At 73.6% G+C, this 16671-nt stretch carries 16 protein-coding genes; 6 read left to right on the plus strand and 10 right to left on the minus strand.

What is annotated here, in order from left to right; all coding sequences use genetic code 11:
• Positions 1 to 9 precede the first annotated feature (9 nt).
• Both ABD332_RS14675 and ABD332_RS14680 read left to right on the plus strand, forming a co-directional pair.
• On the plus strand, positions 10 to 1251 hold the full coding sequence (locus ABD332_RS14675) for an MFS transporter (RefSeq protein WP_344502424.1): 1242 nt from the start codon (positions 10 to 12) through the stop codon (positions 1249 to 1251).
• Between the two features lie 84 nt (positions 1252 to 1335).
• Positions 1336 to 1827: a hypothetical protein gene (locus tag ABD332_RS14680; protein WP_344502425.1), complete on the plus strand. Its 492-nt coding sequence runs from the start codon at positions 1336 to 1338 to the stop codon at positions 1825 to 1827.
• A gap of 43 nt (positions 1828 to 1870) precedes the next feature.
• Here ABD332_RS14680 and ABD332_RS14685 read toward each other — a convergent pair whose 3' ends face one another.
• Positions 1871 to 2284, minus strand: coding sequence for a DUF6069 family protein (locus ABD332_RS14685; protein WP_344502427.1), 414 nt, complete (start codon positions 2282 to 2284; stop codon positions 1871 to 1873).
• An 89-nt stretch (positions 2285 to 2373) separates the two neighbouring features.
• Complete coding sequence (locus ABD332_RS14690; RefSeq protein WP_344502428.1) at positions 2374 to 4590, minus strand: PAS domain S-box protein; 2217 nt, start codon at positions 4588 to 4590, stop codon at positions 2374 to 2376.
• A gap of 82 nt (positions 4591 to 4672) precedes the next feature.
• On the opposite strand from ABD332_RS14690, the gene ABD332_RS14695 reads away from it, so the two are divergent.
• Together ABD332_RS14695 and ABD332_RS14700 are read left to right on the plus strand one after the other, a co-directional pair.
• Entirely contained in the window at positions 4673 to 5455 is a 783-nt protein-coding gene (locus tag ABD332_RS14695) for an SAM-dependent methyltransferase (RefSeq protein WP_344502429.1), read from the plus strand.
• Positions 5452 to 6411: an RNA polymerase subunit sigma-70 gene (locus ABD332_RS14700; RefSeq protein ID WP_344502431.1), complete on the plus strand. Its 960-nt coding sequence runs from the start codon at positions 5452 to 5454 to the stop codon at positions 6409 to 6411. The genes ABD332_RS14695 and ABD332_RS14700 overlap by 4 nt, the downstream gene beginning before the upstream one ends.
• Before the next feature lie 18 nt (positions 6412 to 6429).
• Here ABD332_RS14700 and ABD332_RS14705 read toward each other — a convergent pair whose 3' ends face one another.
• Positions 6430 to 7020 (minus strand): TetR/AcrR family transcriptional regulator, encoded by a 591-nt coding sequence (locus ABD332_RS14705; RefSeq protein WP_344502432.1) that lies wholly within the window; start codon positions 7018 to 7020, stop codon positions 6430 to 6432.
• Positions 7021 to 7083: 63 nt separating this feature from the next.
• Between ABD332_RS14705 and ABD332_RS14710 the strand changes: the two genes are divergently transcribed.
• The gene (locus tag ABD332_RS14710; RefSeq protein ID WP_344502433.1) at positions 7084 to 8040 is read left to right on the plus strand and encodes a hypothetical protein; all 957 of its coding nucleotides are present in this window, start codon (positions 7084 to 7086) and stop codon (positions 8038 to 8040) included.
• On the opposite strand, the gene ABD332_RS14715 is transcribed toward ABD332_RS14710, so the two are convergent.
• On the minus strand, positions 8018 to 9721 hold the full coding sequence (locus tag ABD332_RS14715; protein ID WP_344502434.1) for a S1C family serine protease: 1704 nt from the start codon (positions 9719 to 9721) through the stop codon (positions 8018 to 8020). The genes ABD332_RS14710 and ABD332_RS14715 overlap by 23 nt on opposite strands.
• A gap of 92 nt (positions 9722 to 9813) precedes the next feature.
• Here ABD332_RS14715 and tsaA point away from each other — a divergent pair, with 92 nt between their 5' ends.
• Positions 9814 to 10224 (plus strand): tRNA (N6-threonylcarbamoyladenosine(37)-N6)-methyltransferase TrmO, encoded by a 411-nt coding sequence (tsaA, locus tag ABD332_RS14720; RefSeq protein WP_344502435.1) that lies wholly within the window; start codon positions 9814 to 9816, stop codon positions 10222 to 10224.
• Positions 10225 to 10290: 66 nt separating this feature from the next.
• Here tsaA and ABD332_RS14725 read toward each other — a convergent pair whose 3' ends face one another.
• The 6 genes from ABD332_RS14725 to ABD332_RS14750 all read right to left on the minus strand — a co-directional run bounded on the left by ABD332_RS14725 (position 10291) and on the right by ABD332_RS14750 (position 16637).
• The gene (locus ABD332_RS14725) at positions 10291 to 11187 is read right to left on the minus strand and encodes a CPBP family intramembrane glutamic endopeptidase (protein WP_344502436.1); all 897 of its coding nucleotides are present in this window, start codon (positions 11185 to 11187) and stop codon (positions 10291 to 10293) included.
• An 11-nt stretch (positions 11188 to 11198) separates the two neighbouring features.
• Positions 11199 to 11735, minus strand: a complete 537-nt coding sequence (locus ABD332_RS14730; protein ID WP_344502437.1) for a PadR family transcriptional regulator — start codon at positions 11733 to 11735, stop codon at positions 11199 to 11201.
• 108 nt (positions 11736 to 11843) lie between these two features.
• On the minus strand, positions 11844 to 13115 hold the full coding sequence (locus ABD332_RS14735) for a class I SAM-dependent methyltransferase (protein ID WP_425552197.1): 1272 nt from the start codon (positions 13113 to 13115) through the stop codon (positions 11844 to 11846).
• A gap of 44 nt (positions 13116 to 13159) precedes the next feature.
• On the minus strand, positions 13160 to 14527 hold the full coding sequence (locus ABD332_RS14740; protein ID WP_344502799.1) for an FAD-binding oxidoreductase: 1368 nt from the start codon (positions 14525 to 14527) through the stop codon (positions 13160 to 13162).
• Between the two features lie 160 nt (positions 14528 to 14687).
• Positions 14688 to 16028 (minus strand): condensation domain-containing protein, encoded by a 1341-nt coding sequence (locus ABD332_RS14745; protein ID WP_344502439.1) that lies wholly within the window; start codon positions 16026 to 16028, stop codon positions 14688 to 14690.
• A gap of 54 nt (positions 16029 to 16082) precedes the next feature.
• On the minus strand, positions 16083 to 16637 hold the full coding sequence (locus tag ABD332_RS14750; RefSeq protein WP_344502440.1) for a TetR/AcrR family transcriptional regulator: 555 nt from the start codon (positions 16635 to 16637) through the stop codon (positions 16083 to 16085).
• Positions 16638 to 16671 lie beyond the last annotated feature (34 nt).

The raw sequence follows: 16671 nt of genomic DNA on the forward strand, positions 1-16671 counted from the left end.
ACTGCCCGCATGGACCACCTCACCGCGTCCCGGCGCTGGACGGCGCTGCTCGCCCTCGCGCTCGGCGGCTTCGCCATCGGGCTCACCGAGTTCGTCGCGATGGGGCTCCTGCCGGACATCGCCCGCAACCTGCTGCCGTCGCTCTATGCGCAGTCCAGCGCGAAGGCCGTCGCGCACGGCGGTTGGATGATCACCGTGTACGCCCTGGGCGTGGTCGTCGGCGCGCCCACCATCGCGGCGCTGACCGCGCGGGTGCCACGCAAGCGGCTCGTCGTGGGGCTCCTGGCGCTGTTCGCGGCCGGGACGGTCGCCTCGGCGCTCGCCCCGACGTTCGAGCTGGTGCTGGCCGCCCGGTTCGTCGCGGCACTGCCCCACGGCGCCTACTTCGGCGCCGCCGGCCTGCTCGCCGCCGCCATCATGGGCCCGGGCAACCAGGCGAAGGGCTTCGCGGTCGTCCTCGGCGGCCTCACCGCGGCCAACCTCGTCGGCGTCCCCGCCATCACCAGGCTCGGCCAGACGGCGAGCTGGCGCACCGCGTACATGGTGATCGCCCTCATGTTCGTCCTGACGCTCCTCGCGGTCCTCGCCACCGTGCCCGCGGTCGCCGCCGCCGTCGACGGCTCGCCGCGCGCCGAGCTGGCCGCGTTCCGGGCGCCGCAGGTGTGGCTCGTCGCCGCGGTCGCGGCGCTGGGCTTCGCCGGCTTCTTCGCCATCGACAGCTACATCGCCCCGGTGACCACCCGCGTCGCCGGCCTGCCCACCGGCACCGTCCCGTGGGTCCTCGTCGCCGTCGGCCTCGGCATGACCGTCGGCAACGCCGCCGGCGGCTACTTCTCCGACCGCGACCTGCGCCGCAGCATCCTCGGCGGGTTCGTCATGTTCATCGCCGCGATGGTGGTCTTCGCCCTGGTCGCCGGCTCCACCGCAGGCCTGTTCGCCGGCGCCTTCCTCATCGGCGCCACCGGCCTCTTCCTCGGCCCGGCGATGCAGTCGCGGCTGATCAGCGTCGCCCCCACCGCCCAGCTGATGGGCGCCGCGGTCAACCAGTCCGCCATGAACATCGCCAACAGCCTCGGCGCCGCCCTCGGCGGCCTCGTCATCGCCCGCGGCTGGGGCTACCTCGCCCCCGCCTGGGTGGGCATCGCCCTGGGCGTGGTCGGCCTGGGCCTCGCCGCGGTCAGCTTCCTGGTCGAGGACCGCACCAACCGCCGCTCCGCCCCCGCCCCGGAGCCCGCCCTGACCGTCCGCTGACCCGCCCGCCGCCCGACCGGGCATCGGTGGCGGTGAGATCCTGCGCACGCTCGCGGATCCGCGCCCGACCGGTACGATCTGAACGTGTTCAAAAACGTGCGGGGCGGGTCGATACTGCTGGCCGGGCTGGTCGGGTCGGTGGTGCTGCGCGGGGCGCTGTGGGTGCTCACGGTGTCCGCCGTGGGGCCGTTGCTGGGGCCGGTCGCCGTCCTCGCCGGTGAGACGGTCGGGCGTGCCGCCGGGACGGCGGTCTGGGCCGGCGACATCGTGGCCTCGGTGCTGTGCGCCGCCGCGACGGGCGTCGCCTGTCACGGGCTGCATGCCGACCGGGCGTGGGCGTTCCGGCTGGGGCGGGGACTGGCGTGGTTCTACGTCGCCGTCAACGCGATCGCCGCCGCGGCCTGCGTTGCGCTGATGCCGGGGTGGGGGCAGCTCGCGGTGCCGTTCGCGCTGTACACCGTGTCGCTGCTGGTCGCCGTCGCCGCGCTCCGCCGGCTGGGGGCGGAGCGTCGCTCCGCGATGGTCGTCGGGATCGCCACCCTGCGCCGGACGGCCGCCGCCGCGGCGGGCCGCTGAAAGGCCCGCCGCGCGGCCGCGGCTCCGGTGGGGCGTTGACCGGTCACGCCGCGGAGAGGCGGCGGGCGATGGCGGGGATGACGATGGCGGCGGCGACGAGATGGGTGAGCATCAGGAGGGCCTTCGTGGCCGTGGTGGCGTCGGCGATGGCGTCCGGGACCAGCGACAGCACGGTGAGCACGACGGTGGTGCGGACGAAGGTGCGGCGCGGGTGGCGGGCCTTGTACGACAGGGCGACCGCGAGGACCACGCCGACCAGCGAGAACACCGCGGTGAGGGTGGCGAACCCGGACACGGGGATCGGGGCGCCGCCGACGTTCAGGCTGATGCCAGCGGCGTTGCCGGCGGCGGCGACGGCCGAGGTGGCGGCGCTGGCCACGGCGGTGGCGGCGAGGCCGGTGACGACGAGGGCGGTGGTGGTGCGGGGGCGGGCGGTGGTGGTGAACGTCGCGGACATGATGACCTCCGGTGTGCGGACCGGCCCGGTGCCGGTTCCTGACCACAGGTCGAACGGCGCCCACCCCGGATCGACAGGCCGGCCGAAAATCATGGAGTGAGTTGTCCGGCCACGGCGGCGAGGAGGTCGGCGCCGGTGAAGGGCTTCTCGACCAGGTGGACGCCGGGGTCGAGGATGCCGTTGCTGGTGAGGACGGGCTGGGCGTAGCCGGACATGAACAGCACCCTGGTCTCGGGGCGCTGCCGGCGGAGGCGCTCGGCGAGGACGCGGCCGAGCATGCCGGGCATGACGACGTCGCTGAGCAGGAGATGGATGGGGCCCTCGTGGGCGGCGGCGACCTCGAGCGCGTCGGCGCCGTCGGAGGCGGCGAGCACGGTGTACCCGCCGCGGCCGAGGATGCGGGTGGTCACCTCGCGCAGCGCCTCCTCGTCCTCGGCGACGAGCACCGTCTGGCCCTGGCCGCCGGGACTGCCGGCGCAGGGCTGCTCGCCGGCGTCGAGCGGCTCGGCGTCGCTGGCGGGCAGCAGGATGGTGATGGTCGTGCCGAGGCCCGGTTCGGAGTACAGGCGGACGGTGCCGCCGGCCTGCACGACGATCCCGTAGACGGTGGCCAGGCCCAGGCCGGTCCCGGCGCCGCTGGGCTTGGTCGTGAAGAAGGGCTCGAACGCCTTGTCCTGGACGTCGCGGGGCATGCCGGTGCCGGTGTCGGAGACGCGGAGCCGCACGTACAGGCCGGGCTTGAAACCGTCGCGGGTCAGCGAGTGCTCGCCGTCGACGGTGACGGTGCCGGTGTCGATGGTCAGCCGGCCGCCCTCGGGCATGGCGTCGCGGGCGTTGACGGCGAGGTTGACCAGGACCTGCTCCAGCTGGCCGGGGTCGGCGACGACGGCGGGGAGGTGGTCGGACAGGGCGGTGCCGAGCTCGATGTGCTCGCCGATGGAGCGGGTCAGCATCTGCTCGATCTCGGCGATGACCCGGTTGACGTCCAGCGGCACCGGCCGGACCACCTCCCGCCGGGCGAAGGCCAGCAGCTGGTGGGTGAGCTCGCTGCCGCGCTGGCCGGCCCGCAGGATCTGCTTCGCGTCCTCCTCGAACGGGGTGCCGGCGCCGTCCTCGACGATGAACTCGGCGTAGTTGAGGATGACGGCGAGCAGGTTGTTGAAGTCGTGCGCGACACCGCCGGCGAGCTGCCCGAGGCTCTCCAGGCGCTGGGTGCGCTGCAGGCGGACCTCGTCCATCTGCCGGTCGGCCTCGGCCCGGAGGCGCTCCTGCTCGGCGCGGGCGGCGATCTGCTCGGTGACGTCGCGGATGCCGGCGAGCGTGATGATGCCCTCGTCGGTGGGCAGGACGCTGCGGGTGATGTCGACGGGCACGAGGGTGCCGTCGCGGCGGCGGGCGACCGGGCCGGCCCAGCCGTCGGCGCGCTCCCCCTCCGGCAGCAGGCGGGTGACCGGCACGTCGAGCATGTCGTAGCGGGGCTGACCGAACAGCCGCTCCGCCTGGGTGTTGACCAGGGCGACCCGGTCGCGCTCGTCGACGCCGATGAGCGCGTCGGGCCCCGCGTCGATGACCGCCTGCATCTGGGCCTCGGCGCGTTCGCGCTCGCTGATGTCGCGGGTGGTGGTGGTGACGCCGATGGTGCCGCCGTCGGCCGCCTCGAGGGGGGACACGAGCATCGACACGGTGAAGAGCGAGCCGTCGGCGCGCAGCCGCAGCGTCCGGTACGGGTCGACGCGCCCGCCGGCGGCGACGATCGAGCGGATCTCGGCCTCGTCGGCCTGGCGCGCCGGCGGGATGATGAGGTCCTTCGACCGGCCGAGCATCTGCCCGGCGGTGTAGCCGTAGAGCCGCTCGGCGCCCGGGTTCCAGGACAGGATGATGCCGTCGAGGTTGGTGGAGACGATCGCGTCGTGCGACGACTGGACGATCGAGGCGAGCAGCGACCGGGCCCGGTCCACGCCGGTCGCGGCGCTGAGGTCGTGCAGGACGGCGAAGATGTGGCCCTCGACGACGGAGAGGACGACCTCGGCCGAGAACTGGGTGCCGTCGTGACGGACCGCCCGCAGCGGCTGACCCTGGCGGCGGTCGGGTTGGACGGCCCCGAGGTACGCGCGGACCCGCTCGGTCATCGTCGGCGTGGCGGGCGGCACGAGCACGTCGACGGAGGCACCGACCAGGTCGTCGGTGCCGAACATCGCCCGGGCGGCGGCGTTGGCGAACACGATCCAGCCGTCGCCGTCGGCCACCACGATCGCGTCGGGCGCCACTTCGAGCAGGCCGCTGGCAAGCGTTTCCGTCCATCGCACCTGACCGCCCCCGCACCTCCGCCTATCCACCCAGAGTAAGGTGATCAAAACAGACAGTAGGCGAGATTCGGAAAGCGGCGACATGAGCGTAGACCCGAACCGGCCTAGCGCGGCCCGCATCTATGACCACTTTCTCGGTGGGACGCACAACTTCGCCGTCGACCGGGAGGTCGCCGAGCGGGCGTACGCGCTGGTCCCGGACCTGCCGCAGGTCGCGCGGGACAACCGGGCGTTCCTGCGCCGGGTGGTGCGGCTCGCCGCGGCCCGCGGGGTGCGGCAGTTCATCGACATCGGCTCCGGCATCCCGACCGAAGGCAACGTGCACGAGGCCGCCCGCGCCGCCGACCCCGGCGCCCGGGTCGTCTACGTCGACGCCGACCCCACCGCGGTGATCCACTCCCGGCAGATCCTCGGCGACGACCCGCTGACCGTGGTGCTGCAGGCCGACCTGCACCAGGCCGGCCGGATCCTCGACGACCCGGCGGTGCGGGCGCTGGTCGACTTCGGCGAGCCGGTCTGCCTATTGTTGGTCGCGATGCTGCACTTCATCCCGGACTCGGCGGACCTGCACGCGGCACTGCGCCGCTACCGGGACGCCGCCGCCCCGGGCAGCCTCCTCGCGATCACGCACGGCACCGCCGGGTCGCGCACCGACCGGCTCGAGGCTCTCGCCGACCTGTACGTGCGGACCGGCACACCGCTGGTGCTGCGCGACCGCGCCGCGATCCTCGCCCTGTTCGAGGGCTGGGAGCTGGTCGAGCCCGGCCTGGTCCACCTGCCGGCGTGGCGCCCCGACCCGGGCGACCCGCCGGTCGCGGACCCGGAGGCGTACGCCGGCCTCGGCGCCGTCGGCGTCCGGACGTGATCACCGGCCACATCACGGGCGCGGACCTCGACGCGCACCGGGTGGAGCTCACCGGGTACTGCTACCGCATGCTGGGCTCGCCCTTCGACGCGGAGGACGCGGTGCAGGAGACCATGCTGCGGGCCTGGCGCGCCGCCGGCAGGTTCGACGAGCGGCGGGCGACCCTGCGGACGTGGCTGTACTCGATCGCCACCAACGTGTGCCTGGACGTGCTGCGCGCCGCCGGCCGCCGCGCGCTCGCCGCCGACCTGGCGCCCGCGGCCGTGCCCGGCTCCGGGTTCGGCGCGCCGCTGCCGGAGTCCGCGTTCGTCTCCCCCGTCCCGGACGCCAGGGTGCTGCCCGCCGCCGACCCCGCCGAGCTCGCCGTGCGGCGCGAGACGATCCGGCTCGCGTTCGTGGCGGCCCTGCAGGTCCTGCCGCCGAAGCAGCGCGCGGTGCTCATCCTGCGCGACGTCCTGGCCTGGTCCGCGGCGGAGGTCGCGACGTTGCTGGACTCGACGGTGCCGGCGGTGAACAGCGCCCTGCAGCGCGCGCGGGCCGCGCTGCCGTCCGTCCCGCACCAGCGGCAGCCGGCGGGGCAGCTGGATCAGCGGCTGCTGGACCGGTACGTGCACGCGTTCACCAACCACGACGTCGACGCGCTCGTGTCGCTGCTGCACGAGGACGCGACGATGTCGATGCCGCCGTTCTCGTGGTGGCTGTCGGGCCGGGACGCGATCGCGGCGACGATGCGCGCCTCCGACGCGTGTCGCGGCGACGTGCTGATCCAGGTGCGGGCCAACGGCGGGCCGGCGTTCGGCCAGTACCGCGACGGCCGCCCCTTCGCCCTGCTGCTGCTCACCGGCGGCCCGCTGATCACGTCGTCGGTCGCGTTCCTCGGCCGCGCGGACCTGTTCCCGCTCTTCGACCTGCCGGCCGGCGCCGTCGCCTCCGCTGCCCCGCGGCAACGGCACTAGCCAAGCGCTGCGGGCCGCTCACGCCAGCTTCGACAGGGCCTCGTAGGCGGTCTCCGCCTCGGCCCGCACCTCGGCGCGCACCGCCTCAGGGTCGGCGCCGGCCCGGATCCGGTCGCGGATCTGGGCGTGCAGGGCCCGGTCGACGCCGGCGAGCACGGCCGCCCGCCAGCGCGATCCGCCCAGCGCCCCACCCAGCACATCGGCCAGGGCCTCCTCCGCCAGCTGCGCCAGCAGCCGCGCCCGGGCCTGCAGCGCCGGCGAGTCCTCGACGACCTGCCAGAACGCCCCCGCGTCCGGCGACAGGCCGAGCGTCGGCTCGCCCCGGTCGAGCTCCTCCAGGAACAGCCGCCGGACGGCGCCGACCGGCGACTCGTGCGGGGCGCGGTCCCGCACCGCCGCCGCCAACCGCTGCACGACCTGCTCCTGCCGGTCGAAGAAGAGGTCCTCCTTGGTCGGGAAGTAGTTGAAGGCGGTGTTCACCGACACGCGGGCCGCCTCGGCCACCTCCGCGACCGTCACCCGGTCGAACCCCCTGGCCAGGAACAACGCGAGGGCCGCGTCCGCGATCGCGGTCCTGGTCGCCGCCTTCTTCTCCGCCCGCAACGCCATGACCGGAATTCTAGCGTCACTTAAAATTTGGTGTGACACCAATTTTCGCCGTACGGTGGCGGCATGTTGAACTTCGGGATCTACCCGGGCGGCCTCGGCGCCGACATGGACGGCGTCGTCACCCCCGGCCCGCCGGAGGACGCGGCGCGCATCGACGAGCGGCTCGACGAGCTGCGCCCGCACCTCGTCCGCGGCTACGTGCACTACAGCGACGCCCTCGGCGGCCACCAGGAGGCGCCGCCGCGCCCCGCCCGGCACGCGACCGGCGGGCGGCGGCTCGACCTGGTCGCCTGCTTCCGCGAGCCCGGCGACGACCTCGGCGGCTGGCTGGCGTTCCTGCGCGGGCTGGTCCGCGCGCACGGCGACGTCCTCGCGACGCTGCAGGTCGGCGAGGAGGCCAACCACGACGGCCCGGGCGGCGACGGCGGGTCCCCGCACGCGCGGCGGGCGGTCGTGGAGGGCGTGCTCGCCGCCCGCGACGAGGTGGACCGGCTCGGGCTCGACGTGCTGATCGGCTGCAACTCCACGCCGGTCTTCGACCCCGCGCAGGAGTTCTGGACCGGCCTGGGGCGGCTCGGCGGCGGCGAGTTCCGCGACGCGCTCGGCTACGTGGGCCTGGACTTCTTTCCTGACGTGTTCCGTCCTGTACCGGCGGACGCCTTCACCGGCGCGGTGACGGCCGTGCTGCGGGGGTTCCGGGACGTCAGCCTCGCCGCCGCGGGCATCCCGGCCACGGTCCCGGTCCACGTGACGGAGCACGGCTGGGCGACGGGCGCCGGCCGGTCGTACGAGCGCCAGGCCGACGTGCTGGAGACCGTCGTGCGAACCGTGGAGGGGCTGGCCGTGCCGCTGAACATCACGACATACGAGCACTTCTCGCTGCGCGACGCCGACTCGGCCAACCCCTCCACGATGTTCCAGTTCGGGCTCGTGCGCTCGGACTACACGCCGAAGCCCGCCTTCGAGCGGTTCCGGGCGCTGATCGCCGGGCGGACGGTCACGGCGACTCGCCCAGGGTGACGGTGAGCTGCTGCTCGGCGCCGTCGCGCTTGACGGTCATCTTGAGCTGATCGCCGGCCTTGGCGGCCTGGATGGCGTTGATGAGGTCGGTCGCGTCCTTGATCTGCGTGCTGCCGATCTTCGTCACGATGTCGCCGGTCTTCATGCCGGCCTTGTCCGCCGGGCCCGCGGCCACGACGCCACCGATCAGGGCGCCGCCGTCGCCGTCGCCGAGCTGCACGCCGAGGTACGGGTGGCTGACCTTCCCGCCCTTCGCGAGCTGGTCGGCGGCGGAGCGGGCCCGGTTGGCGGAGATCGCGAAGCCGACGCCGATGTTGCCGTTGCTGTTCTCGCCGGCGGTGAGGATCGCGGTGTTGATGCCGACGACCTCGCCGGCCAGGTTGACCAGCGCGCCGCCGGAGTTGCCGGGGTTGATCGCCGCGTCGGTCTGGATCGCGTCGGCGATCGACTTCGCGCCCTGCTCGCCCGAGCTGATCGTGCGGTGCAGCGCGCTGACGATGCCGGCGGTCACCGACCCCTGCAGGCCGAGCGGGCTGCCCACGGCGAGGACCGTATCACCGACCCGGAGGGCGTCGCTGTCGCCGAACTTCGCGGCCGTCAGCCCCGACACGTTCTGCGCCTTGATGACCGCGATGTCGCCGGCGGGGTCCGTGCCGACGACGGTGGCGGTGGCGGTCTTGCCCGTGCTGAACGTGACGGTCAGCTTGGTCGCGCCGGCCACCACGTGGTTGTTGGTGATGATGGTGCCGTCGGTGCTCATGATGACGCCGGACCCCTCGCCCTCGCCGGTCGTGATGTCCACGACGCTGGGCAGGACCGCCTCGGCGACGGCACCGACGGAGCCGCGCTCGAGGTTGGGGGCGGCGTTGCGGGTGATGACGGTGGTGGGCTCGGCGCTGTCGCCGGCGAACTTGGTCGCGACCAGCCCGCCGCCGAACGCCGACACGACCGCGATGACCACGCCCGCCACGATCAGGCCGGCGACCCGTCCCCCGCGCACCGGCTGCTGCGGCCCGTACGCGGGCTGACCCGAGGCGGGGTGACCGGACACCGGGTAGCCCGAGACCGGGTAGCCGGAGACCGGCTGGCTGCCGTACCCGGGATGGCCGTTGTGGGGCTGCTGGCCGGGCGCGGTGACCGCGGGGAACGCCGCCGTGGTCGAGCCGATCCCGGGCGACCCACCGGCCGGGAACGCGCCCGTCTGCTGCGCCGGCCACGTCTGTGCGCCCGGCGCCGGGTGACTCTGCAACGGCGCCGTGTGCTGCGGGTGCCCCGGCAATGGCGCCGCGTGCTGCGAGTGCCCCGGCAACGGCGCCGCGTGCTGCGGGTGCCCCGGCAACGGCGCCGCGTGCTGCGGGTGCCCCGGCAACGGCGCCGTGTGCGCTCCGGCGGCGGGCTGCGGGTGGCCCGGCAGCGGTGTCGTGTGTGCCCCCGCGGCGGGCTGGCCGACCGACGGCGGGAACGGACCCGCCGGCACCTGCCCGGGCGCCCCCGTGCGCTGCTCGCCCCCGACCGGCCTGGCCCAGATCGGCTCAGGCGGCGACGCCAGCGGCTCAGGAGCCCCGCTGGACGGCGGGAGGTCGGAGGCGCCCGGGGAGCCGTCCGCGCCCGGCGGCTGGCCGGGCGTCGCAGGGCGTGGTGCGGTGGGCGGTGCGCTCCACTGGCGGTCCTCGTCACTCATGATGTCCACCTTGCACACCACACCTCCGCCCAAACTGGACTTCGGCTGGGAACTCGCCGTGAGCCGTCCCCACTCGTGTACGGTCGACCGCCATGACCGATTTCGTCGTCCACCCGATCGGCTGGGTGGAGTCGCCGCTGCGCGACCGCGCCGCCGCCCCGAGGCAGGGCGACGAGGGAGCCCCGGACGCCTGGCTCCGCTTCACCGACGCCGCCGCGCCGGGCCTGCGCGACCTGACCCCCGGCACCGAGGTCCTCCTGCTCACCTGGCTCGACCGCGCCGACCGCACCACCCTGACCGTCCACCCGCGCGGCGACCTGACCCGCCCGGCGACCGGCGTCTTCAGCACCCGCTCCCCCGACCGCCCCAACCCGATCGGCCTGCACCGCGTCACGATCCTCGCCGTCGACGGCACCCGCGTCCACGTCGACGCCCTGGAGGCCCTCGACGGCACCCCGATCCTCGACGTCAAGCCGATCCTGGACGCCGTCGGCGACCGCTGACCCCGCCCGGAGATCCGTGGCCGGCCCGGCGCGCCCGGCGGGCCACCGGATCGTCGCGTGTGGGGGCTACGGCCGCGCCGTGGCGAGCGTGGCCGGGGTGGGCTCCGACGGCGCCGGCGGAGCCGGGCGGCGGGCGACGAACAGCAGGCCGAGCGCGGCGAACAGCACCGTCACCACGATCGAGCTCGCGACCGGGGAGAACCAGGCGTCGGCGTGGCCGGTGAACTTCAGGTGGCCGTCGACCAGGAGCGGGGTCGCGATCGCGTTGGTCATGCTGTGCAGGACGACGCCGGGCCAGATGGAGCCCGTCCGGACGCGCAGCTCCCCGTACACCAGGGAAGCGGCGGTCAGACCGGCGAACATCAGCGCGACGAAGAGCGGCATCGACAGGGACGTCACCAGGCGCATGTCGGCGTCCGAGGTCCACACCAGGTAGAGCGGCAGGTGCCAGGCGGCCCACACGACGCCGACGAGCAGGTGCGGGGTGACCCGGCCGGGCAGGCCCAGCGCCATGGCCGTGCGGGTGCCGTACCCCCGGAAGATGAACTCCTCGATCGGGTTCTTCACCACCTGGACGGCGAGCACGGTCAGGAACGCGGCCAGGAGCGGATCGCCGCCGGTCAGCGACAGCGTCACCCCGCCGGCGGCGAGCCCGGCGCCGACCGTGACGACGGTGACCACGGGGTAGAGCGCGGTCGCCGCGCCGAACCAGCGGGCCCGGTGCGGGAAGCGCAGCGTGAGGCCGAGGCCGCCGGCGCCGTCGCGGGAGGCGAAGTACAGCACGAGCGCCGTCACGGCGGGGCCGAGGATGAACAGCAGCATGCCGGTCGTGCCGCCGCTGTCGCTGAACGCGGCCTCGTTGGTGAGCGGGGTCCCGCTCGCGCGGTCGGCGGCGACGCCGAGCCACCCGGCGCCGACCACGGCTGCGGCGAAGAGGACGAAGTTGAGCCGGACGCGAGTCATGGGTCCCCCTGCTACGGATCCTGGAGTGTTTCGAGGCATTCGCCGGCCCAGGCGGCGGCCGCCCGGGAGTGGTGGATCCCGGCGAGGATGGTCATCCGGATGTACGGGAAGTCGGGTGTGTCGCCCTCCTCGGCGGTGAGCCGGGCGAGCAGCTGCTCATACTCGGCGCGCTGCGCCTCGGCGGCGTCGCGGGCCCCTCGCAGCAGCTCCCGGCACCGCTCCCGGCCGAGGACGCGCCCGAAGAAGAGCCGCAGCAGCAGCCCGTTTCGCGGCGGGTTCTCCTGCACGGGCTCGTTCAGCAGCTCGATCAGCCGCGCCGTCCCGGAATCGGTGATGACGAACACCGACGAGCGGGCCCGGGTGCCGCCCCGGCGCTGCACGTGTCCCGCCTCCTCGAGGGCCTGCAGCGTCGGATAGATCTGCCCGAAGCTCTCGCTCCAGAAGTGCCCCAGCACGTCCCGGATCGCTTCCCGCAGCGCATACGCCGTCATCGGCTCGACGCTCAGCGCCCCCAGCACCGCCACCTGCGTCTGACTGGATCTGCTCATGACCACCCTCTTGTATCTGCCAGATATTTCTAACAGATACATTGACCCAAAGACAAGCGGCACGCCTCCGGGGAGACGTGCCGCTTGAGTGCGGTGCGGTGCGGACGGTCAGGCGGTCCAGTCGGGCCGCAGCGGGTAGGAGGACTCGCCCAGGCGGGTGGTCTTCGTGCCGAGGATCTGGTGCAGCTGGATCTGGTTGCGCTCGAAGGCGAACCGGGAGCCCGCCATGTACAGGCCCCAGACGCGGGCGGTGCCGATGCCGACCTCGTCGACGCAGGCGTCCCAGTGCTCCACGAGGTTGCGGTTCCAGCCCGCGAGCGTGTGGGCGTAGTGCACCCGGAGGTTCTCCTCGTGCTGCACCTCGAAGGCCGCGTCGTGGACGGCGCTGACGAGCTTGCCGGGGCTGGCCAGCTCGCCGTCGGGGAAGACGTACCGGTCGATGAACGCGCCCGGCCGGTGCGAGGTGCGGTTGTCGGAGCGGGTGATGCAGTGGTTGAGCAGCCGGCCGCCGGGCTTGAGCCGGTCGCGCAGCGTCTTGAAGTACACCGGGTAGTTGCGCAGGCCGATGTGCTCGGTGAGGCCGATGGAGCTGACCGCGTCGAAGTGCTCCAGCGGCGCGTCGCGGTAGTCCAGGTGGCGGACCTCGGCGAGGTGGGACAGGCCCTCGCGCTCGATCGCCGCCTGCGCCCACGCGGCCTGCTCGCGCGACAGGGTCACGCCGAGGGCCTTGACGCCGTACTCGCGGGCGGCGTGACGGACCATGCCGCCCCAGCCGCAGCCGACGTCGAGCAGGCGCATCCCGGGCTTGAGCGAGAGCTTGCCGGCGACCAGGTCGTACTTGTTGGACTGGGCCTGCTCGAGCGTGTCGCTCGGCGAGCGGTACACCGCGCAGGTGTAGGTCATCGACGGGCCGAGGACCTTCTCGTAGAAGGCGTTGGAGACGTCGTAGTGGTGGTGGATGGCCTCGGCGTCGCGGCCGCGGCCGTGGCGCAGCCCCTGCAGGGTGCGCTTCCAGTTCGGCACGTGCTCCTGCGGCGGGGGCGGCACCGGGCGCAGCCGGTCCCAGCCGAGGCCGCGCACGAGCCGCAGCGCGTCGGCGGGCGACGGCATCCGCAGCTCGAGGCCGCCCTCGAGGGCCTTGAGCGCCTCGTACGGGTCGCCGGGGTGCACGCCGCGCAGCTCGAGGTCGCCGGACACGTAGGCGCGCGCCATGCCGAGGTCACCGGGGGCGGTGAGCAGATAGGTGAGGCCGCGTTCGGAGGCGACGTGCAGGCCGATCGGCGCCGTGTCGGGCCCGACGGCGCTGCCGTCGTAGGCGGTGATGCGCACGGCCGGCTCGCCATTGGTGACGGCGCGGACGATCTCCGCGACGGTGGGCATCGGCGGACGCTGCCGCGGCGCCGATGAACGCTTGTTGGTGATGGTCATCGTCGTCCTACTACCTTGTCGTAGAGGTCGGTCAGTCTGTGGCCGGGGTCGTAGCGGTCCTTGACGGCGCGGTACGCGTCGGCACCGTAGAGCCGGTCGAAGGTCTCGCGGTCGTAGTACGCGTCGGAGTACAGCGACTTGTGGCCGCCGAGCTCGGACACCTTGTCCTCGATGGCCCGGTTGACATCGCCGTCGGCGGCGCCGGGCACGATGGGCACTGTTCCCCAGAAGCCGACGTTCACGTACGCCTCGCCCGCGTGCATCGGGTACAGGGGCCAGGCCGTCCCGGAGCGCAGCCGCAGCGGGCACAGCCAGATCGGTGCCATCGGCACGTTGCCGGCGAACCAGTCCAGGAACTTGCCGGTGAGCGCCAGGGGCAGCTCGACGTCCTGCACGACCCGCTCCCGGTCCGGGTTGCCCCGCAGCCGGTCGATCCTGGCCGCGACGCCGTAGCGGTTCTCCAGCCGCACGATGCGGTGGTAGACGTCGCTGCGGCGCAGCCTGGTGGGCCAGAGCCGGCGCAGCAGGGGCTGCTGCGCGCCGAACGCGGACGAGCACCAGAACCAGTCGGTGTCCCACCGCCACAGGTAGTCGTAGGCGGTGAGGTTGTCGGTCGCCTTGGCGCGCAGCGACTGGTAGTAGATCGACTGGCCGGTGTAGTCGCTGGTCGGTCCGGTGCCGCCGAACCGGCCGAGGACGAGGTAGGACTCCCCGGGCCGGAACACGACGCCGTCCATGACGTCGACGTCCACGCCGTCCCAGCTCCCGGTGCGCATGACCACGCCGACGGCCTCGAGGAGCTCCTCGACGTCGTCGAAGCGGATGTTGCGCAGCTCGACCTGCGGCGCGATGGGCTGCAGCTCGATGCGCAGCCGGGTGGCGTAGCCCAGGCTGCCCAGCGAGTTGGGGAACGCCGCGAACAGCTCGGCGTGCTCGTTGTCGGGTCGGGCGGTGACGATCTCACCGGTGCCGGTGAGGATGTCGAGCTCGATCACCGACTCGTGCGGCAGCCCGTGCCGCCAGGACGTGGCCTCGATGCCGAGGCCGGTGACGGCGCCGCCGAGCGTGATGGTGCGCAGCTGCGGCACGACCAGTGGCATCAGGCCGTGCGGCAGGGTGGCGTCGACGAGGTCCTCGTAGGTGCACATGCCCTGCACGTCGGCGGTGCGGGCGGCCGGGTCGATCTCGATGACCCCGTCGAGGCCGCTGACGTCCAGGCCGGCCGGGCCGGCCGCGGATCTCGGTCGGAACAGGTTCGTTGTCTTCTTCGCCAGGCGGACCGGGCTGCCGTCCGGGACCGCAGCGTACGAGGCGCGCAGCACGGCCACCGCCCGCTCGTGCTCCGGTCTCCCCTTCGGGTTGATCCGTCTCACTCGATCACCTCCTTTCCTGTGAAGGTCCCCGTGACCTTGCACATTCCAGGTGCTCAAGAGTTGAAACTTGCACATTCGGCAAGATCATCAAACAGCAGGTGATCAACCTCACGGCACGCGCCGGTAACTTGACGCAGCGGTACCCATCCGCTCAGACGGACCGCAGCAGCAGCTCCTCGATGCCGCGCAGGTGGGCCTCGACGGCGGCGGCGGGCAGCACCGTCGTGTCGGCGAAGAGGGTGAGGTCGAGGGTGCCGGGGACGGCGTTCACGTGCAGGAAGTAGCGGGCGCCGTAGTGCTCGACCCGCTCCCACTTCAGGGTGGTCGCCGGTCGCAGCGCCTCGATCGCCTCGGCGGTCACGGCCCCGCCGGCGGCGACCGGGGTCTGCGCGTCGAACCGGCGGTCGTTGAACGACACCGACAGGTCCACCTCGCCGCCGCGCGCCGCACCGACCGTGGCGAGCAGGTCGTCGAGGGCGGCCGGGTCGTACTGGGCGTGCAGGTAGGCCTGTAGCGACGCCTGCATCGCCCGTCCGATCACCGGCGCCAGGTCGTCGTCGCCGACGTCGATGACGCAGAGCCCGTCCTGCGACGCGGGGCCGACGGCGTCGGCGAGCCCGGGGCGGAACCGGTTGCTGACGATCACCTGCAGCACCGCCTCCCGGGCGCCGGTCTGCCGGGCGAGCTGGACGGCGGCCGCGGCGAGGATGACCGCGGAGGTGCTGACCTGGTGCCGGCCCGCGAGGAGAGGGACGGCGAGGTCGCCTGCGGGCGAGCTGAGCGTGGCGGCCCAGAACGGCGGCTCGTCCGCGGGCCGCTCGCGCTCGGCGGGGAACCGTTGCAGCGGCACGCTTTCCAGGTGCCGGCTCCAGTACCGCAGCGCCTTCTGGCTCTGCCGGCGGCCGGCCGCCGACTGCTGGTGCAGGGCCTGGTCGTAGGGCTGCCGGTCGTCGGCGTCCGCGAGAGGCTCTCCGCGCAGGCACAGCACGACGTCGCGGACGAGCGCGGTGAGCCCGCCGCGGTCGGTGACGAGGTGGCAGATGCCGAACACCGCGTGGGTGACGACGTCGCCGACCCGCACCGCGCCGGCCCGCAGCGGCCACTCGTGCGGGTAGTCGTACGCGGGCGCGGTCAGCCGCTCCTGCAGCGCCTTCGCCGCGGCGGGCGCGGTGTCCGCGGTGGCGTCGACGACATGGACCTCGATCGTGCCGGCAGCGGCGAGGTCCTGCACCGGCGTGCCGTCGTCACCGGCGCGGACCCGGGTGCGCAGCGACTCGTGCCGCTCCATGACGGTGCGGACGGTGCCGGTGATCCGCGACAGCGGCGTGCCGACGGAGATGCCCTCGCCCTCGAGGTCGGTCACCCAGCTCATGTTGAGCACCGCGTCGTCGGGGACCATCCGCTGGATGGCCCGCCAGATCGCGACCTGTCCCCAGCTCAGCCCGCAGATCCCGCCCCGGCTGCCGCTGAACTCGACCAGCGTTGCTGTCATGCGTCGAAATTCAAGCCCCACGATTCAATCGACGTCAATACATGGCCGTCCCGACTATCGCGCGCGCAGCCCGTCGAAGATCAGGTCGAGGGTCCGGTCCCGCAGGGCGTCGTCCCACTGGTTGCGCTCGGCGCCGAGGCAGGCCGCGCTCAGCAGGGCGAGCAGCTCGGGCATCCGCAGGTCCGCCCGTACGCCACCGGCCGTCTGCGCCCGCAGCAGCAGCGCCTCGATCGCGGCGCGCATGTCGCCGCCGATGCCGCCGAGCCCCTCCTTCGGGTCGAGGCCGGCGCCGGAGACCGCGTCCGCCAGGGCCTTCTTGCGGGCGGACACGTCGACGACGCGGGTGAGGAACGCGAAGAACGCCTCGACCGGGTCGGCGGCGACGAGCAGCGGGCCGGCGGACTCGGCGAGGCGGCGCACCCGCTCCACGACGATGGCCTGCAGCAGGGCCTCGCGGGTCGGGAAGTGCCGGTAGATCGTGCCGAGGCCGACCCCGGCCCGCTCGGCGACGGCCCGCATCGACACGGCGAGGCCGTCCCTGGCCAGGACCTCCTCGGCCGCCTCCAGGACCCGCACCCGGTTGCGCTCGGCGTCGGCTCGCACGTACACCACCCGTCGTTGACAAACGGAACTGTTGTTCCGT

The sequence above is a fragment of the Dactylosporangium maewongense genome (assembly GCF_039531485.1).
GTDB classification, from domain to species: domain Bacteria; phylum Actinomycetota; class Actinomycetes; order Mycobacteriales; family Micromonosporaceae; genus Dactylosporangium; species Dactylosporangium maewongense.

Excerpts from the sequence above, each read along its gene's own strand:
- ABD332_RS14675 (WP_344502424.1), top strand. The coding sequence starts at position 10 with ATGGACCACCTCACCGCGTCCCGGCGCTGGACGGCGCTGCTCGCCCTC.
- ABD332_RS14685 (WP_344502427.1), bottom strand. The coding sequence starts at position 2,284 with ATGTCCGCGACGTTCACCACCACCGCCCGCCCCCGCACCACCACCGCC.
- ABD332_RS14695 (WP_344502429.1), top strand. The coding sequence starts at position 4,673 with ATGAGCGTAGACCCGAACCGGCCTAGCGCGGCCCGCATCTATGACCAC.
- ABD332_RS14705 (WP_344502432.1), bottom strand. The coding sequence starts at position 7,020 with ATGGCGTTGCGGGCGGAGAAGAAGGCGGCGACCAGGACCGCGATCGCG.
- ABD332_RS14710 (WP_344502433.1), top strand. The coding sequence starts at position 7,084 with ATGTTGAACTTCGGGATCTACCCGGGCGGCCTCGGCGCCGACATGGAC.
- ABD332_RS14715 (WP_344502434.1), bottom strand. The coding sequence starts at position 9,721 with ATGAGTGACGAGGACCGCCAGTGGAGCGCACCGCCCACCGCACCACGC.
- tsaA (WP_344502435.1), top strand. The coding sequence starts at position 9,814 with ATGACCGATTTCGTCGTCCACCCGATCGGCTGGGTGGAGTCGCCGCTG.
- ABD332_RS14725 (WP_344502436.1), bottom strand. The coding sequence starts at position 11,187 with ATGACTCGCGTCCGGCTCAACTTCGTCCTCTTCGCCGCAGCCGTGGTC.
- ABD332_RS14730 (WP_344502437.1), bottom strand. The coding sequence starts at position 11,735 with ATGAGCAGATCCAGTCAGACGCAGGTGGCGGTGCTGGGGGCGCTGAGC.
- ABD332_RS14735 (WP_425552197.1), bottom strand. The coding sequence starts at position 13,115 with ATGCCCACCGTCGCGGAGATCGTCCGCGCCGTCACCAATGGCGAGCCG.
- ABD332_RS14745 (WP_344502439.1), bottom strand. The coding sequence starts at position 16,028 with ATGACAGCAACGCTGGTCGAGTTCAGCGGCAGCCGGGGCGGGATCTGC.